Source organism: Enterobacter sp. ku-bf2, from assembly GCF_001742765.1.
GTDB classification, from domain to species: domain Bacteria; phylum Pseudomonadota; class Gammaproteobacteria; order Enterobacterales; family Enterobacteriaceae; genus Enterobacter; species Enterobacter quasiroggenkampii.
In genome coordinates, this window is the sequence record NZ_MDVW01000018.1 from 383,910 (window position 1) to 408,660 (window position 24,751).

The following is a 24,751-nucleotide window of genomic DNA, read 5'->3' on the forward strand; positions in this document are numbered from 1 at the left end:
AACGGAGAGAGAAATTATGTTTGAACCTATGGAACTGACCAACGACGCGGTGATTAAAGTCATCGGCGTCGGTGGCGGCGGCGGTAACGCCGTAGAGCATATGGTGCGTGAACGCATTGAAGGTGTTGAATTCTTTGCAGTTAATACCGATGCACAGGCACTGCGTAAGACGGCTGTAGGCCAGACTATCCAGATCGGCGGTGGTATCACCAAAGGGCTGGGAGCAGGGGCTAACCCGGAAGTGGGCCGCAATGCGGCTGAAGAAGATCGTGAAGCCCTGCGCGCTGCACTGGAAGGTGCGGACATGGTCTTCATTGCAGCAGGTATGGGGGGCGGTACCGGTACCGGCGCAGCACCTGTTGTAGCTGAAGTGGCTAAAGATTTAGGTATTCTGACCGTTGCTGTCGTGACTAAGCCTTTCAATTTTGAAGGCAAGAAGCGTATGGCCTTCGCGGAGCAGGGTATCACCGAACTGTCCAAGCACGTGGACTCGCTGATCACTATCCCGAACGACAAGCTGTTGAAGGTTCTGGGTCGCGGTATCTCCCTGCTGGACGCCTTCGGTGCAGCAAACGACGTGCTGAAAGGCGCGGTTCAGGGTATCGCTGAACTGATTACCCGTCCTGGACTGATGAACGTTGACTTTGCAGACGTTCGCACCGTGATGTCCGAAATGGGCTACGCGATGATGGGCTCTGGCGTGGCGAGCGGCGAAGACCGTGCAGAAGAAGCGGCTGAAATGGCCATCTCTTCTCCACTGCTGGAAGATATCGATCTGTCTGGTGCGCGCGGCGTGCTGGTCAACATTACCGCTGGCTTTGACCTGCGTCTGGATGAGTTCGAAACCGTGGGTAACACTATCCGTGCGTTCGCCTCTGACAACGCTACCGTGGTAATCGGTACTTCGCTTGACCCTGAAATGAACGACGAGCTGCGTGTTACCGTTGTTGCGACCGGTATCGGTATGGACAAGCGTCCTGAGATCACCTTAGTGACCAACAAGCAGACTCAGCAACCGGTAATGGATCGTTACCAGCAGCACGGTATGTCTCCGCTGACTCAAGAGCAGAAACCGGCCGCGAAAGTGGTGAACGACCCAACGCCGCAAACGGCGAAAGAGCCAGATTATCTGGATATCCCGGCGTTCCTGCGTAAGCAAGCTGATTAAGAATTGGCTGGAATTAGGGGATTTGCGCTCTTTGTGCTAAACTGGCCCACCGTTAGTGATATACACTCTCGGTTGGATAGTTAATTTGGCGAGATTATACGATGATCAAACAAAGGACACTTAAACGTATCGTTCAGGCGACGGGTGTCGGTTTACATACCGGCAAGAAAGTCACGCTGACGTTACGCCCTGCGCCGGCCAATACCGGGGTCATCTATCGTCGCACCGACTTGAATCCACCGGTAGATTTTCCGGCCGATGCCAAATCTGTGCGTGATACTATGCTCTGTACTTGTCTGGTGAACGAGCATGACGTGCGGATTTCTACCGTAGAGCACCTGAACGCCGCCCTGGCGGGGCTGGGTATCGACAACATTATTGTTGAAGTCGATGCGCCAGAAATCCCGATTATGGATGGCAGTGCTGCACCGTTCGTCTATCTGTTGCTGGATGCCGGCATCGAAGAGCTGAACTGCGCGAAGAAATTTGTTCGCATCAAAGAGACCGTTCGCGTCGAAGATGGCGACAAGTGGGCTGAATTCAAACCGTACAATGGTTTCTCGTTGGACTTTACCATCGACTTTAACCATCCGGCGATTGATTCCAGCACCCAGCGCTACGCGATGAACTTCTCTGCTGATGCGTTTATGCGCCAGATCAGCCGAGCCCGTACGTTTGGCTTCATGCGTGATATCGAATATCTGCAGTCCCGCGGCCTGTGCCTGGGCGGCAGCTTCGATTGTGCCATCGTTGTTGACGATTATCGCGTACTGAACGAAGACGGCCTGCGTTTCGAAGATGAATTCGTTCGTCACAAAATGCTGGACGCTATCGGCGACCTGTTTATGTGTGGTCACAATATCATTGGTGCATTTACCGCGTTCAAATCCGGTCATGCGCTGAACAACAAACTGTTGCAGGCCGTCCTGGCAAAACAGGAAGCCTGGGAATATGTGACCTTCGAAGACGAAGCAGAACTGCCGCTGGCTTTCAAAGCGCCAAACATGGTTCTGGCGTAACGGTTCACGCCGTTTCGTAAAAAATCGACTGGTTAACCTGGTACTCTCTCCGACCAGGAAGACCAGTCGTTTTTATTTTTGCCCTTCTTCGTTTGCCCCGGCGTTATCTCTTGTTTGTCTTGCGCAGAAAATGCGTGCGTTAGCTGCATTCTTGACCGTTTTTCCCCGCGGCGGCACCTCATTCCTGCTGATGTGCATTGGCTTTAGTGGTAATATCTGGGCGCTTAAAAAAATAACTTAAAAGTAGCCTGTTACAGGCTGGCTTATGTGGTGGAGCAAGTGAGCGGAATACTGACGCGCTGGCGACAATTTGGCAGACGTTACTTCTGGCCGCATCTCTTATTAGGGATGGTCGCGGCGAGTCTCGGCTTGCCTGCGCTCAGTAACAGTGCCGAAGCGGCGACGCCAGCGAAGACCTCTACCAGCAAACACGATCTCAACACGCGGGTTAACTTTACAAACCTCGCGTGGCTTGAAGCCAGCCGCCGCCCGAATTTCTCCGTTGATTACTGGCACCAGCACGCTATCCGCACGGTTATCCGCCATCTCTCCTTCGCGATGGCGCCCCAGGCAATGCCTGTGGCGGAAGAGACGCTGCCGGTGCAGGCACAGCATCTTGCCCTGCTGGACACGCTTAATGCTCTGCTTACGCAGGACAGCCAGCCGCCGGTCATGGTGCGCGAGACGGCGCAACGCGCGCTCGTTTCTCCTGTTTCATTCTCTGTATCAACCTGGATTAGCCAGGTTCATGGCATTCGCGCCGGGCCTCAACGCCTCAGCTAAATTAACTTTTTCAATACCTTAATTTATCTGCCCATGATGGGGCGTTTGAGAATTTATTATGCTAATCAAATTATTAACTAAAGTTTTTGGTAGTCGTAACGATCGTACCCTGCGCCGTATGCGCAAAGCTGTTGCCGTCATCAACGGTATGGAACCGGCGATGGAGAAGCTCTCTGATGATAAGCTGAAAGCGAAAACGGCGGAATTCCGTGCGCGTCTGGAAAAAGGTGAAACCTTAGAAAGTCTGATCCCGGAAGCGTTTGCCGTTGTGCGTGAAGCAAGTAAGCGCGTGTTCGGCATGCGTCACTTCGACGTTCAGCTGCTGGGCGGTATGGTGCTTAACGAGCGCTGCATCGCGGAAATGCGTACCGGTGAAGGTAAAACCCTGACCGCAACGCTGCCGGCTTACCTGAACGCGCTGACTGGTAAAGGCGTTCATGTCGTTACCGTCAACGATTATCTGGCGCAGCGTGACGCCGAAAACAACCGTCCACTGTTCGAATTCCTCGGCATGACCGTCGGCATCAACATGTCCGGCCTGCCTGCGCCAGCCAAGCGTGAAGCGTACAATGCGGATATCACCTACGGTACCAACAACGAATACGGCTTCGACTACCTGCGTGACAACATGGCGTTCAGCCCTGAAGAGCGTGTCCAGCGTAAGCTGCACTATGCGCTGGTGGATGAGGTAGACTCCATCCTGATCGATGAAGCGCGTACCCCGCTGATCATCTCCGGCCCGGCTGAAGACAGCTCCGAGATGTACCGTAAAGTCGACAAAATCATTCCACACCTGCTGCGTCAGGAGAAAGAAGACTCGGATACCTTCCAGGGTGAAGGCCACTTCTCCGTTGATGAAAAAGCGCGCCAGGTGAACCTGACCGAACGTGGTCTGGTGAAAATTGAAGAGCTGCTGGTTGCTGAAGGCATTATGGAAGAGGGCGAGTCTCTGTACTCCCCGAGCAACATCATGCTGATGCACCACGTGACCGCCGCGCTGCGTGCCCACGCGCTGTTCACCCGCGACGTCGACTACATCGTGAAAGACGGCGAAGTGATCATTGTCGATGAGCACACCGGCCGTACCATGCAGGGGCGTCGCTGGTCTGACGGTCTGCACCAGGCTGTAGAAGCCAAAGAAGGCGTGGATATTCAAAACGAAAACCAGACGCTGGCCTCTATCACCTTCCAGAACTACTTCCGTCTGTACGAGAAGCTGGCGGGCATGACCGGTACTGCCGATACCGAAGCGTTTGAATTCAGCTCCATCTACAAGCTGGATACCGTGGTCGTTCCAACCAACCGTCCGATGATTCGTAAGGATATGCCGGACCTGGTGTACATGACCGAAGCGGAAAAAATTCAGGCAATCATTGAAGATATCCGCGAGCGTACTGCCAAAGGCCAGCCGGTTCTGGTGGGGACCATCTCCATTGAAAAATCCGAAGTGGTTTCTCACGAGCTGACCAAAGCGGGTATTAAACACAACGTACTGAACGCCAAATTCCACGCCAAAGAAGCGGACATTGTTGCGCAGGCAGGTTATCCGGCTGCGGTAACCATCGCCACCAACATGGCGGGTCGTGGTACTGATATTATGCTGGGCGGTAGCTGGCAGGCCGAAGTGGCTGAGCTGGAAAACCCAACGCCTGAACAGATTGCGCAGATCAAGGCCGACTGGCAGGTGCGTCACGACGCGGTGCTGGCATCCGGCGGTCTGCATATCATTGGTACCGAGCGTCATGAATCGCGTCGTATCGATAACCAGCTGCGTGGCCGTGCGGGTCGTCAGGGTGATGCCGGTTCTTCCCGCTTCTACCTGTCGATGGAAGATGCGCTGATGCGTATTTTCGCCTCCGACCGCGTGTCCGGCATGATGCGCAAGCTGGGCATGAAGCCTGGCGAAGCCATTGAGCACCCGTGGGTCACCAAAGCGATCGCGAACGCCCAGCGTAAAGTGGAAAGCCGCAACTTCGATATTCGTAAGCAGCTGCTGGAATATGACGACGTGGCTAATGATCAGCGTCGTGCGATCTACACCCAGCGTAACGAACTGCTGGACGTGTCTGACGTGAGCGAAACCATCAACAGCATTCGTGAAGATGTGTTTAAAGCCACGATTGATGCGCATATTCCTCCTCAGTCTCTGGAAGAGATGTGGGACATCGAAGGCCTGCAGGAACGTCTGAAAAACGACTTTGACCTCGATCTGCCTATCAAAGAGTGGCTGGATAAAGAGCCTGAGCTGCACGAAGAGACCCTGCGCGAGCGTATCTACGAAACCGCGTTGGATGTTTACAAGCGTAAGGAAGAGGTTGTTGGCGCTGAGATGATGCGTCACTTCGAAAAAGGCGTGATGCTGCAGACGCTGGATTCCCTCTGGAAAGAGCATCTGGCGGCGATGGACTACCTGCGTCAGGGTATCCACCTGCGTGGCTATGCGCAGAAAGATCCGAAGCAGGAATACAAGCGTGAGTCCTTCTCCATGTTTGCCTCTATGCTTGAGTCGCTGAAGTATGAAGTGATCAGCACCCTGAGCAAGGTTCAGGTGCGTATGCCGGAAGAGGTAGAAGCGATGGAGCAGCAGCGTCGTGAAGAAGCCGAGCGTCTGGCACAAATGCAACAGCTGAGCCATCAGACCGACGACAGCGAAGCCGCAGCGGCGATCGCCGCGCAGACTGGCGATCGCAAAGTGGGTCGTAACGATCCGTGCCCATGTGGCTCCGGTAAAAAGTACAAGGCGTGTCACGGGCGTCTGAGCTAAATTCATAAAAAAACAAAAAGGCGCAGACATCTGCGCCTTTTTTATGGAAGTAACAATATGAAAATACTGCAAATTGCCGTCGGGATTATTCGCAACCCGCAAAACCAAATCTTTATCACCCAGCGTGCTGCCGACGCCCATATGGCGAACAAATGGGAGTTTCCAGGCGGAAAAATTGAGGCTGGTGAAACCCCGGAAGCGGCGCTGGTTCGCGAGCTTCAGGAAGAAGTCGGGATCACCCCGCTTGGCGCAACGCTGTTCGATAAGCTCGAATACCAGTTCCCGGACAGGCACATTACGCTGTGGTTCTGGCTGGTGGAAAGCTGGGAAGGTGAACCCTGGGGGAAAGAGGGGCAGCCGGGTAACTGGGTGGCGCTTCAGGCAAGTGATGCCGAAAAATTCCCGCCAGCCAACGAGCCTGTGATCATGCGGCTCGTTGCACAACCGAAGGCCTGCTAAGCGACGCGTCAGCAGGCTTTACAGATTACTGCTGATTTTCACTCCAGTCGTCGCTGTCCGAGAGATCGCCTTTACTCGGAATACGTTTCTCTTCCGCCGCCCATTCGCCCAGGTCAATAAGCTGGCAGCGTTTGCAGCAGAATGGGCGGAACGGACTCACTTCGCCCCAGACAACGGTTTTGCCACAGGTAGGGCAGTTTACGGTGGTGATATCAGACATCGGCACTCCTTAACAACAGGCCAGTTCAAAATCGAGGCGTTCCGGCACGGTGCCATTTTCGCTGTCCAGAGGCATAAAGCGAATCGCAAAGCGGCTCTTATGCCCGGAAATTTGCGGATAAAGCTGTTCGCCAAGCGATAAATTCAGGCGCAGAAGATCGGCATCATCACCGTTGTCCTGGTAGAAACCATTCAGGCTGGTTTGCTTGCGGAACGGCGCTGAGTTACGGATCAGATCGAGGATCAGCGACAGCGTCTGGTGCATCGGCTCCAGGCTTGCCAGCCAGCTGTTCACCTGCGCGTCACGCTGGGCTTGTGGCATATGGAGCCACATATGCAGCGTCGGCAAGTCGAAGCTGCAGCAACCGCCAGGGATGCTCAGGCGCTGGCGCACCAGGCCAATCAGGCGGTCCTCACGCAAAAACTGCCCGACGCGCGGTGCAGCCATCAGGATGCTGCTGCTGGTTTTAAGCTGCTGGCGAAGGGAATCGATACGGCTTACATCCACCCCCGGAACCTCAGCCCATGCCTGTAACTTACGCTGCTGGCGCTCCAGCTCTTTAAGCAATTCTGTGCGGACATCGCCGCGTTCAATCACATCCAGCAGATCGCCTACATTGCGGAAGAAATGCAACGCCGTAGCGTGATCGTTAACCGGCAGATGTTGTGAAAGCTGCTGAATGAGGAATTCGATGCGCAGCCAGGTACGCATTTTTTCGTTGAGCGGATGCTCAAAAAGGATGTGTGTCGACATTATGGTTTTTCCTGTGCAACGGCCTGCGCGGCAAACGTCAGATACTGCGCGTGCAGACGGGCAACATCCGATGCAATGGCATCTGGTGCGCCGTTATTATCAATGACATCATCCGCCACGGCAAGGCGCTGAGCGCGCGTGGCCTGAGCGGCAAGAATGTGTTCAGCATGTTCTCGCGAGACGTGGTCGCGCGTCATGGTTCTCTGGATTTGCGTTTCGGGGGTGACATCAATCACCAGCACACGGTCGGCTTTCTTCTGCAGCTGATTTTCAACCAGCAGCGGAACCACCCACAAGACATAGGGCGAGCGAGCCGCGGCGATCTGACGCTGAGTTTCCTGGTGGATGATGGGGTGGAGCAGGGCATTAAGCCAGACTTTTTCCGCAGAATCGGAAAAAATGCATTCGCGAAGCTGACGGCGATTCAGGGTGCCATCGGCATTGATGATGGCCTGACCAAAATGTTCTGCGATGGCCTTTAGCGCGGGTGTATTGGGCTCTACCACCTGGCGGGCAATGATATCGGCATCGATAATCGTGATACCCAAACGAGAAAACGCGTCCGCAACGGTACTTTTGCCACTACCGATGCCGCCGGTTAATGCAACGATATACCCCATTAAATCAAATCCTGGGAATTATTCATTATAAAAATCAGTTGATTAAAAATCACAGATGCGCCAGTCACTGTTTAGCCCTGTTTACCGGCTTTTTACTAGGTAAATTTATAGGATTGTAGCGTAAAAAAAGAGAATTTCGCAGTCTTGCGGAGCAGGTATTAGTGCGTATGATAGCGTCACTGGAGTTGTGCTTTTAACATATTTGCCTCTAACCCCAGGAATCCGCACATGCGTATCGAAGAAGATCTGAAGTTAGGTTTCAAAGACGTTCTTATCCGCCCTAAACGCTCTACACTGAAAAGTCGCTCAGACGTTGAACTCGAACGTCAATTCACCTTTAAGCATTCCGGTCAGACCTGGTCTGGCGTGCCGATCATCGCTGCCAATATGGATACTGTGGGAACCTTTGAGATGGCAACCGCGCTGGCACAGTTCGATATTCTCACCGCGGTTCACAAACATTACAGCCCTGAAGAGTGGGATGCGTTTGTTGCGTCCGCCTCTGCTGATGTGGTGAAGCACGTGATGGTCTCCACCGGCACCTCCGATGCGGATTTCGAGAAGACCAAACAGATCCTGAAGGCTAACCCGGCGCTGAACTTCGTTTGTATTGATGTGGCGAACGGTTACTCCGAGCACTTCGTGCAGTTCGTCAGCAAGGCGCGTGAGGCCTGGCCGACGAAAACCATCATCGCGGGCAACGTGGTGACCGGTGAAATGTGTGAAGAGCTGATCCTCTCCGGTGCCGATATCGTGAAAGTAGGCATTGGCCCGGGCTCCGTATGCACCACACGCGTCAAAACCGGCGTCGGTTATCCGCAGCTCTCTGCCGTCATTGAATGTGCCGACGCGGCGCACGGACTGGGCGGCCAGATCATCAGCGACGGCGGTTGCACCATGCCGGGGGATGTAGCAAAGGCCTTCGGTGGTGGCGCGGACTTCGTGATGCTCGGCGGTATGCTGGCAGGCCATGAAGAGAGCGGCGGTACCGTCGTTGAAGAGAACGGCGAGAAATTTATGCTGTTCTACGGCATGAGCTCTGAGTCTGCGATGACCCGTCACGTCGGTGGCGTGGCAAAATACCGCGCGGCAGAAGGCAAAACCGTGAAGCTGCCTCTGCGCGGCCCGGTTGAAAACACCGCACGCGATATCCTCGGCGGCCTGCGTTCTGCCTGCACCTACGTGGGCGCATCCCGCCTGAAAGAGCTGACAAAGCGTACGACGTTTATTCGCGTTCAGGAACAAGAAAACCGCGTATTCAATAGCCTGTAATGGCTTTCGCTGGCGCATGCTCGTGCGCCAGCCCTATTGTACTATCCCGCGCTCATCGCATCTCCCAGGTGGAATATCGGCAGGTACATGGCCACCACCAGCGTACCGATAATGACCCCCGTCACAATCAGTAGCAGCGGCTCCAGAAGCGCCGCCAGGTTATCTGCTCGTTGAAAGGTCTGTTCCGTGTGATGACGGGCAAGGTTTGCCAGCATGATGTCCAGCGCACCTGACATCTCACCGGTTCGTAAAAGCTGAATACAGAGCGGGGTAAACAATGCCGCCTTCTGAAAGGATGACCAGACGGGTAGACCCTTTTCAATGTCCTCCCGCACGTTGCGAAGTATCCCTTGCCAGTACCGGCTCTCAACGGTTTCTTCTGCACTCTCCAGACCCTGTAAAAAGGGGATGCCTGCCTGTTGCGTGAGTGACAGCACGGTAAAGATGTGTCCCAGCTTTTGGCCTTTTGCCAGTGCGCCCATCACGGGCGTCTGCATCAGGATTTGCTGCCAGCGAGGGTTCTGCCGCAGAGCCCAGGCGACGGCAAAGGGGGTTAGTAGCAGGGCGAACAACGCGAGGGCATATGACTGCATAAAGGCGGCCATTCCCATGACCATCTGCGTCAGCACGGGAAGCGGGGTATTAAACGTTTTGTAGATCGCAGCAAACTCGGGCAGGACCAGGGTGACCATCGCCAGCACAACCACTACAGCCAGCGTCAGGACGATCGCCGGGTAGCGGAGCGCTTTTTTCACTTTTGCACTGAGCTGCTGCTGCGCTTTTTGTTGCTGCGCGAGCTGACGACAGCACGCCTCCAGCTTCCCTGTCAGCTCCCCGGTCTTCACCATCGAGACATGCAGCGGGCTAAAAACGGCTGGCCACTTTTTTAGCGACTCCGAAAACGGGCATCCTTCACTGAGCTCATCGGCAATGCTTTGCAGCAGCGCCTGCCACGGTTTTAACGGATGCTGTTCTGCCAGCATTTGCAGGCTGTGGGACAATGTCAGTCCAGCCTGCAGAAGCGTGGCGAGCTGATGAAACATCTCGTCGCAGTGGTGTTGCCGCCAGCGGCGCCGCTGCGTGCATCGGGTAAGCGTCAGAGGATGGAGGTCGTTACGCATTAGCCGGGTGAAGGCCGCATTGCGGTCCGTGGCCCAGAGTGTCCCGCTTCGGGGTTCTCCATCTTTGGTGAGCGCACGCCAGCGCCAGAGCTGATTAGCCGCCATTGGGCATTCCCAGGACGCGCAGCAACTCTTCAATCGTGGTTAGCCCCTGTTCGACGGCCATGCAGCCGTGTTCAAAAAGAGAAATCATCCCTGCCTGGCGGGCGCTCGCCTCGATGACGTCTGTTCCCGCCCCGCTGGCAATGGCCTTTCGCAGGGCATTGTCGATCCCAAGTACTTCAAAAATGGCCACGCGGCCATAAAAACCGTGGTAACAGCGCTCGCAGCCGGTAGGCTGCCAGCGTGGAAGCGGTCTGGGCCATACTGAGCGAGGTAAGTCCGCATGCTCCCCGCTTTTCTGTCGGCAGTACGGACACAGACGTCGAACCAGTCGCTGGGCAATCACCATCGTCAGCGCGGAGGAAATCATCCAGCGTGCGACGCCCATCTGCTCCAGGCGAACCAGCGTTTCCGTCGTCGAGTTGGTATGCAGGGTCGACAGCACCAGGTGCCCGGTCTGGGCAGCATTAATGGCAATCCCGGCCGTTTCACCGTCACGGATTTCGCCGACCATTATGATGTCGGGATCCTGACGCAGCAGCGCCCGCAGCACGCTCTGGAAGGTTAAACCCGCCCGGGGATTAATCTGCGTCTGGTTTAATCCGGCAAGGGGGATCTCAATAGGATCTTCGACGCTGCAGATATTGACGTCAGGGGTGTTACGCGACTGCAGCGCGCTGTACAGCGTCACGGTTTTGCCGCTGCCGGTAGGCCCGGTGACCAGAATCAGCCCCTGTGGCTGGTGGAGAACCGCATTAAAACAGGCCAGCTGCTCAGCATTCATGCCAAGCGCTTTCGGCTCAAGGGCCTGCGGAACCTGCTGCAGGAGACGCAGCACAATTTTCTCGCCGCCGCTGCAGGGAAGCGTCGCGATCCGAAACGAGACCGGCTCGTTGGCCAGCTCAATCGTAAACTGGCCGTCCTGGGGTAAACGGCGCTCAGCAATATCCAGGTTACCCAGCACTTTTAAACGCGCGCTGAGCAGGTTAGCCAGTTCCGGCGCAAGCGGAGGCTGCGGGCAAAGTACGCCGTCGATACGTAAACGAATCTGGCACGCGTGCTCCATCGGTTCGATATGAATATCAGAGGCGCGCTGGTTGATTGCCTGCTGCAGCGTGTGGTTGAGGATATCTACCGTTGAATGCGCTTGCGAAACACCGGGCAGATGTGATTGTGACGTGAGCTGCCGGTGTTTTTCCATGCGCTCAGCGCTCCAGCACTCAATATCAATCCGTTTCTGAGTCGCGAAACGCAGCGCCTCCATGAGTTCAGCCGCGGGGTTGCCCACGACGGCAATGCTGACCATTTCACTGTCGCTGGTAAGCAGCAGTGCGTGATGGCGAAGACAAAGCGCCACGAGTTGATCGGTCTTCATTTTCCGCTCCTCAGTTATTGTCGAAGCGGAAAACGTCTTCGCAGGCCTGCTTCAGGGCGCTAACAGCGCTGATGTTGCAGAGACGCGTCCAGCCCGTCATACCGTTAGCGTCGTTCCACTGCGGCGTCATGACCACTTCCAGCCCGTTAAGACTTTCCTGTCCTGTTAAGGTCACGATCCCTTTCGCTACGCTCATTCCCGACACGTAGCGTGTCGTGGTGGGGGAAGGGATACCGTTGCTGCCGGCATCGCAACTCTCCACGCCCCCGTGATCCAGCGCGCAAAGCTCGATGGCGGTGCGGTAGGGGACGAAGGTTTGCAGCATATCGGTCAACGCCGCTTTGCGCAGGTAGTTCTGATAGGCAGGTACGCCGATGGCGCTCAGAATCGCAATAATGCCGATGACCACCATCAGCTCAATGAGAGTGAATCCGTGTTGTCTGTTCATATCTGCTCCTTACGTTAGGTGGCGCTACTCTGTCAGCGCGAAAGGGCAGAAACGAGGGGCAAAAAAAGGAACGGGAGAGCGCATTCAGAGAATTTATGCCGCGTTGCAGGGAAGAACAGCGGATTTGCGAGCGGGGCTGAAATTCCCCTCTCCGGGCGGAGAGGGGAGAGGAATGACTATTTAAAACGCATCGAGAGGTCGAGAGCGCGAACGTGCTTGGTCAGCGCGCCGACGGAGATGTAATCCACGCCGGTTTCGGCAAATTCACGGATTGTTTCGAAGGTGACGTTTCCGGACACTTCGAGCTGGGCCCGGCCGTTGGTCAGTTTTACCGCCTCGCGCATCTGCTCGGTTTCGAAGTTATCGAGCATGATGATATCGGCCCCGGCCTTAATCGCCTGCTCCAGCTCGTCCAGGTTTTCCACTTCCACTTCAACCGGCACGTCCGGGTGCAGCCAGAAGGCCTTCTCCACCGCCTGGCGCACGGAGCCCGAGGCAATAATGTGGTTCTCTTTAATCAGGAAAGCGTCGGACAGGCCCAGACGATGGTTTGCGCCGCCGCCGCAGAGCACCGCGTACTTCAGCGCCGTGCGCAGACCCGGCAGCGTTTTGCGGGTATCCAGCAACTGGGTTCGGGTGCCGGCCAGCAGGTCAACGTAGCGGCGCACTTCACTGGCAACGCCAGAGAGCGTTTGTACAAAATTGAGCGCGGTACGTTCGCCGGTCAGCAAGACGCGGGAGGGGCCGTCCAGCTCGAACAGCGGCTGATTGGGCGTGACGCTATCGCCATCTTCAACGTGCCATGTTACCTGCACATCATCGCCCGCCAGTTGGGTAAAGACCTCTTCAACCCAGCGCTTGCCGCAAAAAACACCCTCTTCGCGGGTGATAATGACCGCGTGGGAGCGTGTCTCTTTTGGCAACAATTGTGCGGTAATATCTTTATCGGCATTGACGTCACCGCCCAGGTCTTCTTTCAAAGCATGGGCAACGCTTGCCGGAATATCCATATTAATACGTTCCAGAAGCGCTTCACGTCGGTGGTCGGGGTTGTAGCGGCGAGGCGGCATGATAAAACTCCAAATTGGTAACGAATCATAATATTGAAACATGCTACTCTGAACCGAGTAACAGCACCATACATAAGGAGTTCCAGCATGTTGTTAGAAAACGGATGGCTGGTGGATGCGCGGCATGTGCCTTCGCCGCACCACGACTGCCGCCCGGAGGATGAAAAGCCCACACTGCTGGTGGTTCATAATATTAGTCTCCCGCCGGGGGAATTTGGCGGCCCGTGGATCGATGCGTTATTCACGGGAACGATAGATCCCGATGCCCATCCTTTCTTTGCTGAGATTGCGCATCTGCGCGTGTCGGCTCATTGCCTGATTCGTCGCGATGGTGAAGTGGTTCAGTATGTTCCATTTGATAAGCGCGCCTGGCATGCCGGGGTGTCGATGTATCACGGGCGCGAACGGTGCAACGATTTTTCTATCGGGATCGAGCTGGAAGGCACGGATACCACGCCCTACACCGATTCACAGTATCAACAGTTAGCGGCTGTGACCCGCACGCTTATCGGACTCTATCCGGCCATCGCCGACAATATTACGGGACACAGTGATATTGCCCCGGCGAGAAAAACCGATCCCGGCCCGGCATTCGACTGGCTGCGGTTCCGCGCCATGCTCACCGCGTCGTCAGAATAAGGAGATACCATGACGTTGTTTACCATGCTGCTGGTTATCATCGCTGAACGCCTGTTCAAGCTCGGCGAGCACTGGCATCTGGATCACCGGCTGGAGGTGTTATTCCGCCGTATCAAACATTTTTCCATGCTGCGCACGCTGCTGATGATGGCAGGAGTGATGATCATTACGTTCCTGCTGCTGCGCGCGCTGCATGGACTGTTTTTCAACGTGCCGCTGCTGGTGGTGTGGATCCTGCTCGGCGTGCTGTGCATTGGTGCGGGCAAGGTGCGTTTGCACTATCACGCCTACCTGAAAGCCGCCTCCCGTGACGATGCCCATGCGCGCGGTGCCATGGCGAGCGAGTTGACGATGATCCACGGCGTGCCGCCGGACTGCGACGAGCGCGAGTTTCTGCGCGAACTGCAGAACGCGCTGCTGTGGATTAACTTCCGCTACTACCTGGCGCCGCTGTTTTGGTTTGTGGTGGGCGGCCCGTGGGGACCGGTCTTGCTGATGGGGTATGCGTTCCTGCGCGCCTGGCAGACCTGGCTTGCCCGCTATCTGACGCCGCATGAACGTTTGCTGTCCGGCATCGATGCCATCCTGCACGTGCTCGACTGGCTCCCGGTGCGTCTGGTGGGCGTGGTGTACGCGTTAATTGGACACGGTGAGAAAGCGCTGCCCGCATGGTTTGCTTCGCTTGCTGACCGCCATACGTCGCAGTACCAGGTGTTAACGCGTCTGGCACAGTTCTCGCTGGCGCGTGAGCCGCATACCGACAAGATTGAAACACCGAAAGCCGCTGTCTCCATGGCGAAGAAAACGTCGTTTGTGGTGGTGGTTATCGTGGCGCTGCTGACGATCTACGGCACGCTGGTGTAAGCCAGCGCGCCGCAAAGACTAAAGCGTATCCGCAGGCGGGATGCCGAAATCAGGCATCCCGTTTTCATTCCAGCGGACGTGCTTCAGGCGGGTATGACGGTTCGGATCGTATAGCGGATCGCCCTCAATTTCGGTGTAGTTTCGCGCGTGATACACCAGCACATCTTCCCCTTCCGGCGTTTGTGTAAAGCTGTTGTGGCCCGGGCCGAACTGGCGGTTTTCGTAGCTGGTCACGAATACGGGACGCGGGGATTTGTGCCAGTTTGCAGGGTTTTGCGGATCGGCATTCAGGTCTATCCACAGCAGTCCCATGCAGTAGTTCTCGTCGGTGGCGCTGGCGGAATAGCTGATAAACAGCTTATCGCCGTGAACCAACACCGCCGGGCCTTCGTTAACCCAAAATCCGCGACACTCCCAGTCATACTCCGGTTTGCTGAGCATCACCGGCTCGCCTTTTAGCGTCCACGGGTTCGCCATTTCGCACAGATAAAGGTTGGAGTTCCCGGTGATATCCGGTGCCTTTTGCGCCCACAGATACCAGCGTTTCCCCTGATGCACAAAGGTGGTAGCGTCCAGAGCAAAGGTATCGAACGGGGTTTTGATTTGCCCTTTTTCCACCCACGTGCCGGTAAGCGGATCGCTGTCGGTACATTCAATGGCAAACATGCGGTGCTGGAACATCCCGAGTGCATCGAGCGCCTGCGTGTGCGTCGCGGCAAAATAGATGTACCACTTTCCGTCGATATGATGCAGTTCCGGCGCCCATATCAGCTGGCTCATGGGGCCAGCGTCGGGTTTACGCCAGACCACCACTTCTTCGGCATGACGTAAGCCCTCCAGCGACGCTGCGCGGCGGATCGCCAGCCTGTCGTACTGCGGCACGGAGGCGATAAAATAGTACTGCCCCTCATGGCGTAAAATGTACGGATCGGCGCGTTGTTCGATAAACGGGTTTGGCCACTGATGCATTTGGCTCTCCTTATTTTGTCTCTGCGGCTTTCAGTTCCTGATAGTTGTTCAGTTCACGGTAGTTGGTGCGGCGTTTCTCCAGATCGGCCTGGATCTGCTTCATGGTTTCACGATCCACCTTCAGCAGACGTACCACGCCCGCGGTAATTAAGTATCCAATGCCGGGAATGACGGTAAAGAGCAGCACGATCCCGTTAAGGGCGTCCGCGCTTTGCGCTTTCGCGCCCGCGTCGTAGCCGTACCAGGAGAGCAGGAACCCGACCATCGCCCCGGCAATCGCCAGCCCCAGCTTCAGGAAGAAGATGTTGCCCGAGAAGCTGATGCCGGTGATGCGCTTCCCGGTTTTCCACTCGCCGTAGTCGTCCACGTCGGCCATCAGTGACCAGTGCAGCGGAGACGGGATCTGGTGCAGGATGTTCAGCAGGACGTAGAGCACCACGATGGTGACGGTGGCTTTCGGGTCGAAGAAATAAAAGGCGCAGGAGAAAATCGCCAGCACGATATTGGTCCAGAAGAAGACCTTCAGCTTACACCAGCGGTCGGTCAGCACTTTTGCCAGCACGCTGCCGAGCATCATGCCAACAACGCCCAGGCTGATGAACAGCGTGGCGAAGTGGGTGCTCTGGCCCATCACCCAGGTAACGTAATACATGGTGGCCGCCATGCGGATAAAGCCGGGGCAGACGTTGCAGAGCGTCAGCAGCAGAATGCGTACCCACTGGTCGTTCTTCCACACGTCTTTCAGATCGTTCTTCAGCTCATCGTTGCTCTGCACCGCCGGGCGCACGCGCTCGCGCACGGTGGCGAAGCAGAACAGGAACATACAGGTGCCAATCAGCGCCAGCACGGTCATCGCCATCTGGTAGCCTTTGGCTTTGTTGTCCCCGCCAAACCAGTCGGCCATCGGCAGCAGCGTTAATGAGAGCAGCAGCGTGGCGATGCCGACCAGCACGAAGCGATACGACTGGCAGGCGACGCGCTCTTTCGGGTCGTTAGTGATCACCCCGCCCAGCGAGCAGTAGGGGATGTTAATGGCGGTGTAGGTGAGCGACAGCAGGAAATAGGTGACAAAGGCATAGATAACTTTGCTGTTATAGCTCCACTCTGGCGTGGTGAACATCAGGATGCTGAACAGCGCGTAGGGGAAAGCGATCCACAGCAGCCATGGACGAAACCGGCCATATTTGCTGCGGGTACGGTCGGCAATCGCGCCCATGATCGGGTCCGTTACGGCGTCAATCACGCGGACAGACAGCAGCAGCACGCCGACCAGCGCAGGGGCGAGGCCAAAAATATCCGTATAAAAATAGTTAACAAACAGCATGATGGCGCCAAAGATAATGTTGCATCCGGCGTCGCCCATCCCATAGCCGATCTTTTCTTTTACTGACAGTGTGTTGTTATCCATCGACAGCTCTCCGGTTTACGGTATGGAAAGAATTATTCGCTGGCGAAGGGATATATGCGTTGCAGTATCAGGGCGGTGATATGGATAAATGCGCTGTGGGCGCGAAAGTGTGAGGAAGGTAACAACGCGCGGTACCCGTAAAAGCAGGTACCGCGGAGGGAGGCTTAGTGCGCCTTCATGGCATTACGGCTTTTCTGACTGAACAGATAGCCCACGCCCAGGATCGCAATCCAGACCGGGATCAGGTAGACGGAAATCGCCATACCCGGCGTGATCAGCATGATCACCAGGACGGCCGCCATGAACAGCAGGCAGATCCAGTTACCCAGCGGATAGAGCAGGGCAGGGAAGCGCGTGGTGACGCCCTGCTGCTGTTTCGCGCGGCGGAACTTGATGTGTGCCAGGCTGATCATCGCCCAGTTGATGACCAGGGCAGAGACCACCAGCGCCATCAGCAGGCCAAACGCCGATTCCGGTGCCATGTAGTTAATGAGCACGCACAGGGCGGTCACGATGGCGGAAACAATGATGGTATTCACCGGTACGCCGCGTTTATCAACGTTAAGCAGCATCTTCGGCGCGTTGCCCTGTTGGGCGAGGCCGAACAGCATACGGCTGTTGCAGTATACGCAGCTGTTGTATACGGAGAGCGCTGCGGTCAGCACCACGATGTTCAGAGCGTTGGCGACAAAGGTGTCGCCCAGCTCGTGGAAGATCAGCACAAACGGGCTGGTGTCGGCAGTGACGCGCGTCCACGGCAGCAGGGAGAGCAGCACGGCCAGTGAGCCCACATAGAAGATCAGAATACGGTAGATAACCTGATTTGTGGCTTTCGGGATGCTCTGCTCCGGGTTGTCGGCTTCAGCAGCGGTGATGCCCACCAGTTCCAGTCCGCCAAAGGAGAACATAATGATCGCCATCATCATCACCAGGCCGGTCATGCCGTGAGGCAGGAAGCCACCCTGTTCCCAGAGGTTGCGCACCGTGGCCTGCGGGCCGCCGTTGCCGCTGAACAGCAGCCAGCCGCCAAAGATAATCATCGCCACCACGGCAATGACCTTGATGATGGCAAACCAGAACTCCATCTCCCCGAACACTTTAACGTTGGTCAGGTTAATGGCGTTGATAATGACGAAGAAGGCTGCAGCAGAAGCCCAGGTTGGGATTTCGGGATACCAAAACTGAATGTATTTCCCGACGGCGGTCAGTTCGGCCATGGCAACCAGAACGTACAGCACCCAGTAGTTCCAGCCCGAGGCGAAACCGGCAAAGCTGCCCCAGTATTTATAGGCAAAGTGGCTGAAGGAGCCCGCGACCGGCTCTTCTACTACCATTTCGCCCAGCTGGCGCATGATCAGAAAAGCAATGAAACCCGCAATCGCGTAACCCAAAATAATGCCCGGACCGGCAGACTGGATAACGGATGCGCTGCCCAGAAACAGGCCGGTACCAATCGCACCGCCCAGTGCGATGAGCTGAATATGGCGGTTTTTAAGCCCGCGCTTTAGCTGATCGCCGTGCTGTTGAGCTTCCATTTGAAACCTCGTGTGTGGTTGTTATGTTCACGCTGAGCGTGTGTAATTATGAAAATCCATATTCTGTATTTATTTCTTTACGGTAAACGAGACCGAAAAAAGCGGAGATGACTTCCGTAAGCGCCAGAATAGTGGTAAGTGCCTGCGAATGCACCTGCTTTATGAAGGGGTGATGACGACTTGAATAAAAAGAAAGCATTTGTAAATCGGCCCGCTCGTTGTTCCTCTCCCAACCTATAGAATAGAAATGCGCCTTAAGTGGGCGAATTTTCATTATTTGCCTTGTTGAATCGCTTCAGATTGCAAAAACCCTCGTTTCATTATGGTTAAAACTCCCTCTTTGGGGGTAATCAACTCATTTGTGCAAAGTTACATTTCTGAAACGTTATTTCTGTAAGGTTGTTAAAATGTGCAGGGTTTACTGATTTCAATCAAAACCAATATGGACAGAAGGTGAATACTTTGTTACTTTAGCGATACGAAATAGAAATTGGTAAGACCAATTGACTCCGGGCAAAAAGGCGTAAGACAGGGAATATGGCCTACAGCAAAATTCGCCAACCAAAACTATCTGATGTGATTGAGCAGCAGCTGGAGTTTTTAATCCTCGAAGGGACTCTGCGCCCGGGTGAGAAACTTCCGCCAGAACGCGAGCTGGCAAAACAGTTCGACGTTTCACGTCCTTCTCTGCGTGAGGCGATTCAACGTCTCGAAGCAAAGGGCTTGCTGCTTCGTCGCCAGGGCGGCGGAACCTTTGTGCAAAACAGCCTGTGGCAGAGCTTCAGCGATCCGCTGGTAGAACTTCTCTCTGACCACCCAGAATCCCAGTTTGACCTGCTTGAGACCCGTCACGCGCTGGAAGGTATTGCGGCCTATTACGCCGCCCTTCGCAGCACTGATGAAGATCGCGTGCGTATCCGCGAACTGCATCAGGCCATTGAACGGGCACAGCAGTCCGGCGATTTAGACGCCGAGTCCAGCGCCGTCGTCCAGTATCAAATCGCCGTCACCGAAGCGGCACACAATGTGGTGCTCCTCCATCTGCTACGCTGCATGGAGCCGATGCTGGCCCAGAACGTTCGTCAAAATTTTGAATTGTTGTATGCCCGTCGGGACATGCTCCCACTGGTAAGCAACCATCGCACCCGAGTATTCGAGGCGATAATGGCCGGGGAACCGGAGCAGGCGCGCGAAGCGTCGCACCGCCATCTGGCTTTCATTGAGGAAATCTTGCTGGACCGCAGCCGTGAACAATCGCGTCGCGAACGTTCATTACGCCGCATACAGCAACGAAAGGATTAAGCGCCAGGTACTTTTAGAGCGCGGCAACTAAACGCAGAACCTGTCTTATTGTGTTCTTGCCCAAGAGCACAATGGGACAGGTTCCAGACAAATCAACGTATTAGATAGATAAGGAATACCCCCATGTCAGAACGTCTCCAAAATGACGTGGATCCGATCGAAACTCGCGACTGGCTACAGGCGATCGAATCGGTCATCCGTGAAGAAGGTGTTGAGCGCGCTCAGTATCTGATTGATCAGCTGCTTTCTGAAGCCCGCAAAGGCGGTGTGAAGGTTGCTTCAGGTGCAGGGGCTAGCAACTACGTAAACACGATTGCCGTCGAAGACGAACCGGAATACCCGGGCAATCTGGATCTGGAACGTCGTATCCGTTCTGCAATTCGCTGGAACGCCATCATGACCGTTCTGCGCGCATCCAAGAAAGACCTGGAGCTGGGTGGCCACATGGCGTCCTTCCAGTCTTCTGCGACCGTTTACGAAGTGTGCTTCAACCACTTCTTCCGTGCAGCGAACGAGAAAGACGGCGGCGATCTGGTGTACTTCCAGGGCCACATCTCTCCGGGCATCTATGCACGTGCATTCCTGGAAGGTCGTCTGACTGAAGAGCAGATGAACAACTTCCGTCAGGAAGTTCACGGTAAAGGTCTGTCTTCTTACCCGCACCCTAAACTGATGCCTGAATTCTGGCAGTTCCCGACCGTATCAATGGGTCTGGGCCCAATCGGTGCGATCTACCAGGCGAAATTCCTGAAGTATCTGGAACACCGTGGTCTGAAAGACACCTCTGAGCAGACCGTATACGCCTTCCTGGGCGACGGCGAAATGGATGAGCCAGAATCTAAAGGCGCGATCACCATCGCGACCCGTGAGAAGCTGGACAACCTGTGCTTCATCATCAACTGTAACCTGCAGCGTCTGGATGGTCCGGTAACCGGTAACGGCAAGATCATCAACGAACTGGAAGGCATCTTCGCTGGTGCTGGCTGGAACGTGATCAAAGTCATGTGGGGTTCCCGTTGGGACGAACTGCTGCGTAAAGACACCAGCGGTAAACTGATCCAGCTGATGAACGAAACCGTTGACGGTGACTACCAGACCTTCAAATCCAAAGACGGTGCCTACGTGCGTGAGCACTTCTTCGGCAAATATCCAGAAACCGCAGCCCTGGTTGCAGACTGGACTGATGAGCAGATCTGGGCCCTGAACCGCGGTGGTCACGATCCGAAGAAAATCTACGCTGCACTGAAAAAAGCGCGTGAAACCAAAGGTAAAGCGACTGTAATCCTGGCCCACACCATCAAAGGTTACGGCATGGGTGATACCGCAGAAGGTAAAAACATCGCTCACCAGGTTAAGAAAATGAACATGGACGGCGTGCGCTATATCCGCGACCGTTTCAACGTTCCAGTTACCGATGAGCAGGTCGAAAACCTGTCTTACATCACCTTCCCGGAAGGCTCTGAAGAGCACAAGTACCTGCACGAACGTCGTCAGGCGCTGAAAGGCTACCTGCCAGCTCGCCAGCCTAACTTCACCGAGAAGCTGGAACTGCCAGCGCTGGAAGACTTCTCTCAGCTGCTGGAAGAGCAGAACAAAGAGATCTCTACCACTATCGCTTTCGTTCGTGCCCTGAACGTGATGCTGAAGAACAAGTCGATCAAAGATCGCCTCGTGCCAATCATCGCCGACGAAGCGCGTACTTTCGGTATGGAAGGTCTGTTCCGTCAGATCGGTATCTACAGCCCGAACGGCCAGCAGTACACCCCGCAGGACCGTGAGCAGGTTGCATACTACAAAGAAGACGAGAAAGGTCAGATCCTGCAGGAAGGTATCAACGAGCTGGGCGCAGGCGCATCCTGGCTGGCCGCTGCGACCTCTTACAGCACCAACAACCTGCCGATGATCCCGTTCTACATTTACTACTCCATGTTCGGGTTCCAGCGTATCGGTGACCTGTGCTGGCAGGCAGGCGACCAGCAGGCTCGCGGCTTCCTGATCGGTGGTACTTCCGGTCGTACGACCCTGAACGGTGAAGGTCTGCAGCACGAAGATGGTCACAGCCACATTCAGTCTCTGACTATCCCTAACTGTATCTCTTACGACCCGTCTTACGCGTACGAAGTGGCAGTCATCATGCATGACGGTCTGCAGCGCATGTACGGTGAAGCGCAGGAGAACATTTACTACTACATCACCACCCTGAACGAAAACTACCACATGCCGGCAATGCCAGCAGGTGCCGAGGAAGGTATCCGTAAAGGTATCTATAAACTCGAAACCATCGAAGGTAGCAAAGGTAAAGTTCAGCTGCTGGGCTCCGGTTCTATCCTGCGTCACGTTCGTGAAGCAGCACAGATCCTGGCGAAAGACTACGGTGTCGGTTCCGATGTGTACTCTGTGACCTCCTTCACTGAACTGGCGCGTGATGGCCAGGATTGTGAGCGTTGGAACATGCTGCACCCACTGGAAACCCCACGCGTTCCGTACATCGCTCAGGTGATGAACGACGCGCCAGCGGTGGCGTCTACTGACTATATGAAACTGTTCGCTGAGCAGGTTCGTACTTACGTTCCAGCTGATGATTATCGCGTTCTGGGTACTGACGGCTTCGGTCGTTCTGACAGCCGCGAAAACCTGCGTCACCACTTCGAAGTTGATGCTTCTTACGTGGTTGTAGCAGCACTGGGCGAACTGGCTAAACGTGGCGAAATCGATAAGAAAGTGGTTGCGGACGCAATCACCAAATTCAACATCGATGCAGAAAAAGTTAACCCGCGTCTGGCGTAAGAGGTAAAAGAATAATGGCTATCGAAATCAATGTACCGGACATCGGGGCTGATGAAGTTGAAATCACCGAGATCCTGGTCAAAGTAGGCGACAAAGTTGAAGCTGAACAGTCGCTGATCACCGTAGAAGGCGACAAAGCCTCTATGGAAGTCCCGTCTCCTCAGGCTGGCATCGTTAAAGAGATCAAAGTCTCTGTTGGCGATAAAACCGAGACTGGCAAACTGATCATGATTTTCGATTCCGCCGACGGTGCAGCCGCTGCTGCACCTGCGCAGGAAGAGAAGAAAGCCGCTCCGGCCGCCGCTGCTCCAGCAGCTGCCGCGAGCGCGAAAGAAGTGAACGTGCCTGACATCGGCGGTGACGAAGTTGAAGTGACTGAGATTCTGGTGAAAGTGGGCGATACCGTTGCGGCCGAGCAGTCACTGATCACCGTAGAAGGCGACAAAGCCTCTATGGAAGTGCCAGCACCGTTTGCGGGTACCGTTAAAGAGATCAAGATCAACACCGGTGACAAAGTGTCTACTGGCTCCCTGATCATGATCTTCGAAGTGGCAGGTGCTGCACCTGCTGCCGCGCCTGCACAGGCCGCTGCTCCGGCACCAGCCGCAGCACCAGCCGCTGCAGGCGGCGCGAAAGACGTTAACGTACCGGACATCGGCGGTGATGAAGTTGAAGTCACCGAAGTGATGGTAAAAGTGGGCGACAAAGTTGCCGCTGAACAGTCACTGATCACCGTTGAAGGCGACAAGGCTTCTATGGAAGTTCCTGCGCCATTCGCGGGTACCGTTAAAGAGATCAAAATCAGCACCGGCGACAAAGTGTCTACCGGCTCTCTGATCATGGTCTTCGAAGTGGAAGGCGCTGCGCCTGCCGCAGCTCCGGCTGCCGCGGCTGCTCCAGCACCGGCTGCTGCACCGGCCCAGGCTGCTAAACCAGCCGCTGCCCCTGCTGCAAAAGCAGAAAAATCAGAGTTCGCTGAAAACGACGCTTACGTCCACGCGACGCCGCTGATTCGTCGCCTGGCGCGCGAATTCGGTGTGAACCTGGCGAAAGTGAAAGGGACCGGCCGTAAGGGGCGTATTCTGCGCGAAGACGTTCAGACCTACGTGAAAGACGCGGTGAAACGCGCCGAAGCTGCACCAGCTGCAGCCGCTGGCGGCGGTATCCCGGGCATGCTGCCATGGCCGAAAGTGGACTTCAGCAAGTTCGGCGAGATCGAAGAAGTGGAACTGGGCCGTATCCAGAAAATCTCTGGTGCGAACCTGAGCCGTAACTGGGTGATGATCCCGCACGTTACGCACTTCGATAAGACCGATATCACCGATCTGGAAGCGTTCCGTAAACAGCAGAACGCCGAAGCTGAGAAGCGTAAACTGGACGTGAAATTCACCCCAGTGGTCTTCATCATGAAGGCGGTTGCTGCGGCTCTGGAACAGATGCCACGCTTCAACAGCTCCCTGTCCGAAGACGGCCAGAAGCTGACGCTGAAGAAATACATCAACATCGGTGTTGCGGTTGATACGCCAAATGGTCTGGTTGTTCCGGTCTTCAAAGACGTGAACAAGAAGAGCATCACTGAGCTGTCCCGTGAACTGACCACCATCTCCAAGAAAGCGCGTGATGGTAAGCTGACTGCCGGCGAAATGCAGGGCGGCTGCTTCACCATCTCCAGCATCGGCGGCCTGGGTACCACCCACTTCGCGCCGATTGTGAACGCGCCGGAAGTGGCTATCCTCGGTGTGTCCAAGTCCGCGATGGAGCCGGTGTGGAATGGCAAAGAGTTCGTGCCGCGTCTGATGATGCCAATCTCTCTGTCCTTCGACCACCGCGTGATCGACGGTGCTGATGGTGCGCGTTTCATCACCATCATCAACAACATGCTGAGCGACATTCGCCGCCTGGTGATGTAATCGAAAAGCCGGCCAGTCGGCCGGCTTTTTTCTGATAATCTCATGGTGTTTGTGAGGTTATTGGCGAAAGCGACAATTCGTGAGCCGTTTGTTGTTTCAAAATTGTTAACAATTTTGTAAACTGCGGGCGGATAGAACGACCCGGTGGACGACGGGTATAAAC

22 protein-coding genes are annotated in these 24,751 nt (G+C 55.4%); 11 read left to right on the plus strand and 11 right to left on the minus strand.

Going from position 1 to position 24,751, the window contains the following annotated elements:
- Positions 1-16: 16 nt before the first annotated feature.
- The 5 genes from ftsZ (at position 17) to mutT (ending at position 6,193) form a co-directional block, all read left to right on the plus strand.
- The gene (gene ftsZ, locus BFG58_RS16795; RefSeq protein ID WP_008501978.1) at positions 17-1,168 is read left to right on the plus strand and encodes a cell division protein FtsZ; all 1,152 of its coding nucleotides are present in this window, start codon (positions 17-19) and stop codon (positions 1,166-1,168) included.
- A 101-nt stretch (positions 1,169-1,269) separates the two neighbouring features.
- Positions 1,270-2,187: a UDP-3-O-acyl-N-acetylglucosamine deacetylase gene (lpxC, locus tag BFG58_RS16800; protein WP_010426966.1), complete on the plus strand. Its 918-nt coding sequence runs from the start codon at positions 1,270-1,272 to the stop codon at positions 2,185-2,187.
- 279 nt (positions 2,188-2,466) lie between these two features.
- Positions 2,467-2,970, plus strand: a complete 504-nt coding sequence (secM, locus tag BFG58_RS16805; protein WP_175430178.1) for a secA translation cis-regulator SecM — start codon at positions 2,467-2,469, stop codon at positions 2,968-2,970.
- A 58-nt stretch (positions 2,971-3,028) separates the two neighbouring features.
- Positions 3,029-5,734: a preprotein translocase subunit SecA gene (gene secA, locus BFG58_RS16810; protein WP_069720166.1), complete on the plus strand. Its 2,706-nt coding sequence runs from the start codon at positions 3,029-3,031 to the stop codon at positions 5,732-5,734.
- A gap of 57 nt (positions 5,735-5,791) precedes the next feature.
- Positions 5,792-6,193: an 8-oxo-dGTP diphosphatase MutT gene (gene mutT, locus BFG58_RS16815; protein WP_069720167.1), complete on the plus strand. Its 402-nt coding sequence runs from the start codon at positions 5,792-5,794 to the stop codon at positions 6,191-6,193.
- 25 nt (positions 6,194-6,218) lie between these two features.
- Here mutT and yacG read toward each other — a convergent pair whose 3' ends face one another.
- The 3 genes from yacG to coaE are packed head-to-tail and all read right to left on the minus strand — an operon-like array spanning position 6,219 to position 7,786.
- Positions 6,219-6,413: a DNA gyrase inhibitor YacG gene (gene yacG / locus BFG58_RS16820; protein ID WP_069720168.1), complete on the minus strand. Its 195-nt coding sequence runs from the start codon at positions 6,411-6,413 to the stop codon at positions 6,219-6,221.
- A 9-nt stretch (positions 6,414-6,422) separates the two neighbouring features.
- Positions 6,423-7,166, minus strand: coding sequence for a cell division protein ZapD (zapD, locus tag BFG58_RS16825; RefSeq protein ID WP_008501972.1), 744 nt, complete (start codon positions 7,164-7,166; stop codon positions 6,423-6,425).
- On the minus strand, positions 7,166-7,786 hold the full coding sequence (coaE, locus tag BFG58_RS16830; protein ID WP_063620790.1) for a dephospho-CoA kinase: 621 nt from the start codon (positions 7,784-7,786) through the stop codon (positions 7,166-7,168). Before coaE ends, zapD begins: the two co-directional genes overlap by 1 nt.
- A gap of 228 nt (positions 7,787-8,014) precedes the next feature.
- Here coaE and BFG58_RS16835 point away from each other — a divergent pair, with 228 nt between their 5' ends.
- A complete protein-coding gene (locus tag BFG58_RS16835; protein ID WP_023293282.1) occupies positions 8,015-9,058 on the plus strand; it encodes a GMP reductase in 1,044 nt (347 codons plus the stop codon).
- 41 nt (positions 9,059-9,099) lie between these two features.
- Here the strand turns inward: BFG58_RS16835 and hofC are convergent, their stop codons facing one another.
- The 4 genes from hofC to nadC all read right to left on the minus strand — a co-directional run bounded on the left by hofC (position 9,100) and on the right by nadC (position 13,174).
- Positions 9,100-10,284, minus strand: coding sequence for a protein transport protein HofC (gene hofC / locus BFG58_RS16840; protein ID WP_063620792.1), 1,185 nt, complete (start codon positions 10,282-10,284; stop codon positions 9,100-9,102).
- Positions 10,274-11,656 (minus strand): type II secretion system protein GspE, encoded by a 1,383-nt coding sequence (gene gspE / locus BFG58_RS16845; protein ID WP_063620794.1) that lies wholly within the window; start codon positions 11,654-11,656, stop codon positions 10,274-10,276. The genes hofC and gspE overlap by 11 nt, the downstream gene beginning before the upstream one ends.
- Positions 11,657-11,666: 10 nt before the next feature.
- Positions 11,667-12,104: a prepilin peptidase-dependent pilin gene (gene ppdD / locus BFG58_RS16850; protein WP_069720169.1), complete on the minus strand. Its 438-nt coding sequence runs from the start codon at positions 12,102-12,104 to the stop codon at positions 11,667-11,669.
- 176 nt (positions 12,105-12,280) lie between these two features.
- Positions 12,281-13,174, minus strand: coding sequence for a carboxylating nicotinate-nucleotide diphosphorylase (nadC, locus tag BFG58_RS16855; protein ID WP_021240514.1), 894 nt, complete (start codon positions 13,172-13,174; stop codon positions 12,281-12,283).
- An 87-nt stretch (positions 13,175-13,261) separates the two neighbouring features.
- Here nadC and ampD point away from each other — a divergent pair, with 87 nt between their 5' ends.
- Positions 13,262-13,813 (plus strand): 1,6-anhydro-N-acetylmuramyl-L-alanine amidase AmpD, encoded by a 552-nt coding sequence (gene ampD, locus BFG58_RS16860; protein ID WP_069720170.1) that lies wholly within the window; start codon positions 13,262-13,264, stop codon positions 13,811-13,813.
- Between the two features lie 9 nt (positions 13,814-13,822).
- Positions 13,823-14,677 (plus strand): beta-lactamase regulator AmpE, encoded by an 855-nt coding sequence (gene ampE / locus BFG58_RS16865; RefSeq protein ID WP_069720171.1) that lies wholly within the window; start codon positions 13,823-13,825, stop codon positions 14,675-14,677.
- An 18-nt stretch (positions 14,678-14,695) separates the two neighbouring features.
- Here the strand turns inward: ampE and BFG58_RS16870 are convergent, their stop codons facing one another.
- The 4 genes from BFG58_RS16870 to BFG58_RS16885 all read right to left on the minus strand — a co-directional run bounded on the left by BFG58_RS16870 (position 14,696) and on the right by BFG58_RS16885 (position 18,863).
- Positions 14,696-15,646, minus strand: a complete 951-nt coding sequence (locus BFG58_RS16870; RefSeq protein ID WP_063620801.1) for a family 43 glycosylhydrolase — start codon at positions 15,644-15,646, stop codon at positions 14,696-14,698.
- A gap of 10 nt (positions 15,647-15,656) precedes the next feature.
- The gene (locus BFG58_RS16875; protein WP_069720172.1) at positions 15,657-17,054 is read right to left on the minus strand and encodes a glycoside-pentoside-hexuronide (GPH):cation symporter; all 1,398 of its coding nucleotides are present in this window, start codon (positions 17,052-17,054) and stop codon (positions 15,657-15,659) included.
- 164 nt (positions 17,055-17,218) lie between these two features.
- A complete protein-coding gene (gene aroP / locus BFG58_RS16880; protein WP_024907477.1) occupies positions 17,219-18,589 on the minus strand; it encodes an aromatic amino acid transporter AroP in 1,371 nt (456 codons plus the stop codon).
- Positions 18,590-18,635: 46 nt separating this feature from the next.
- A complete protein-coding gene (locus tag BFG58_RS16885; protein ID WP_083261508.1) occupies positions 18,636-18,863 on the minus strand; it encodes a hypothetical protein in 228 nt (75 codons plus the stop codon).
- 263 nt (positions 18,864-19,126) lie between these two features.
- Here BFG58_RS16885 and pdhR point away from each other — a divergent pair, with 263 nt between their 5' ends.
- The 3 genes from pdhR to aceF all read left to right on the plus strand — a co-directional run bounded on the left by pdhR (position 19,127) and on the right by aceF (position 24,588).
- Positions 19,127-19,891 (plus strand): pyruvate dehydrogenase complex transcriptional repressor PdhR, encoded by a 765-nt coding sequence (gene pdhR / locus BFG58_RS16890; protein WP_008501960.1) that lies wholly within the window; start codon positions 19,127-19,129, stop codon positions 19,889-19,891.
- A 123-nt stretch (positions 19,892-20,014) separates the two neighbouring features.
- Positions 20,015-22,678 (plus strand): pyruvate dehydrogenase (acetyl-transferring), homodimeric type, encoded by a 2,664-nt coding sequence (gene aceE, locus BFG58_RS16895; RefSeq protein WP_008501959.1) that lies wholly within the window; start codon positions 20,015-20,017, stop codon positions 22,676-22,678.
- 14 nt (positions 22,679-22,692) lie between these two features.
- The gene (gene aceF, locus BFG58_RS16900) at positions 22,693-24,588 is read left to right on the plus strand and encodes a pyruvate dehydrogenase complex dihydrolipoyllysine-residue acetyltransferase (RefSeq protein ID WP_023326706.1); all 1,896 of its coding nucleotides are present in this window, start codon (positions 22,693-22,695) and stop codon (positions 24,586-24,588) included.
- Positions 24,589-24,751 lie beyond the last annotated feature (163 nt).

Coding starts and splice junctions, on each gene's coding strand:
- ftsZ (WP_008501978.1), top strand. CDS start 17: ATGTTTGAACCTATGGAACTGACCAACGACGCGGTGATTAAAGTCATC.
- lpxC (WP_010426966.1), top strand. CDS start 1,270: ATGATCAAACAAAGGACACTTAAACGTATCGTTCAGGCGACGGGTGTC.
- secA (WP_069720166.1), top strand. CDS start 3,029: ATGCTAATCAAATTATTAACTAAAGTTTTTGGTAGTCGTAACGATCGT.
- mutT (WP_069720167.1), top strand. CDS start 5,792: ATGAAAATACTGCAAATTGCCGTCGGGATTATTCGCAACCCGCAAAAC.
- yacG (WP_069720168.1), bottom strand. CDS start 6,413: ATGTCTGATATCACCACCGTAAACTGCCCTACCTGTGGCAAAACCGTT.
- zapD (WP_008501972.1), bottom strand. CDS start 7,166: ATGTCGACACACATCCTTTTTGAGCATCCGCTCAACGAAAAAATGCGT.
- coaE (WP_063620790.1), bottom strand. CDS start 7,786: ATGGGGTATATCGTTGCATTAACCGGCGGCATCGGTAGTGGCAAAAGT.
- BFG58_RS16835 (WP_023293282.1), top strand. CDS start 8,015: ATGCGTATCGAAGAAGATCTGAAGTTAGGTTTCAAAGACGTTCTTATC.
- hofC (WP_063620792.1), bottom strand. CDS start 10,284: ATGGCGGCTAATCAGCTCTGGCGCTGGCGTGCGCTCACCAAAGATGGA.
- gspE (WP_063620794.1), bottom strand. CDS start 11,656: ATGAAGACCGATCAACTCGTGGCGCTTTGTCTTCGCCATCACGCACTG.
- ppdD (WP_069720169.1), bottom strand. CDS start 12,104: ATGAACAGACAACACGGATTCACTCTCATTGAGCTGATGGTGGTCATC.
- nadC (WP_021240514.1), bottom strand. CDS start 13,174: ATGCCGCCTCGCCGCTACAACCCCGACCACCGACGTGAAGCGCTTCTG.
- ampD (WP_069720170.1), top strand. CDS start 13,262: ATGTTGTTAGAAAACGGATGGCTGGTGGATGCGCGGCATGTGCCTTCG.
- ampE (WP_069720171.1), top strand. CDS start 13,823: ATGACGTTGTTTACCATGCTGCTGGTTATCATCGCTGAACGCCTGTTC.
- BFG58_RS16870 (WP_063620801.1), bottom strand. CDS start 15,646: ATGCATCAGTGGCCAAACCCGTTTATCGAACAACGCGCCGATCCGTAC.
- BFG58_RS16875 (WP_069720172.1), bottom strand. CDS start 17,054: ATGGATAACAACACACTGTCAGTAAAAGAAAAGATCGGCTATGGGATG.
- aroP (WP_024907477.1), bottom strand. CDS start 18,589: ATGGAAGCTCAACAGCACGGCGATCAGCTAAAGCGCGGGCTTAAAAAC.
- BFG58_RS16885 (WP_083261508.1), bottom strand. CDS start 18,863: ATGAAAATTCGCCCACTTAAGGCGCATTTCTATTCTATAGGTTGGGAG.
- pdhR (WP_008501960.1), top strand. CDS start 19,127: ATGGCCTACAGCAAAATTCGCCAACCAAAACTATCTGATGTGATTGAG.
- aceE (WP_008501959.1), top strand. CDS start 20,015: ATGTCAGAACGTCTCCAAAATGACGTGGATCCGATCGAAACTCGCGAC.
- aceF (WP_023326706.1), top strand. CDS start 22,693: ATGGCTATCGAAATCAATGTACCGGACATCGGGGCTGATGAAGTTGAA.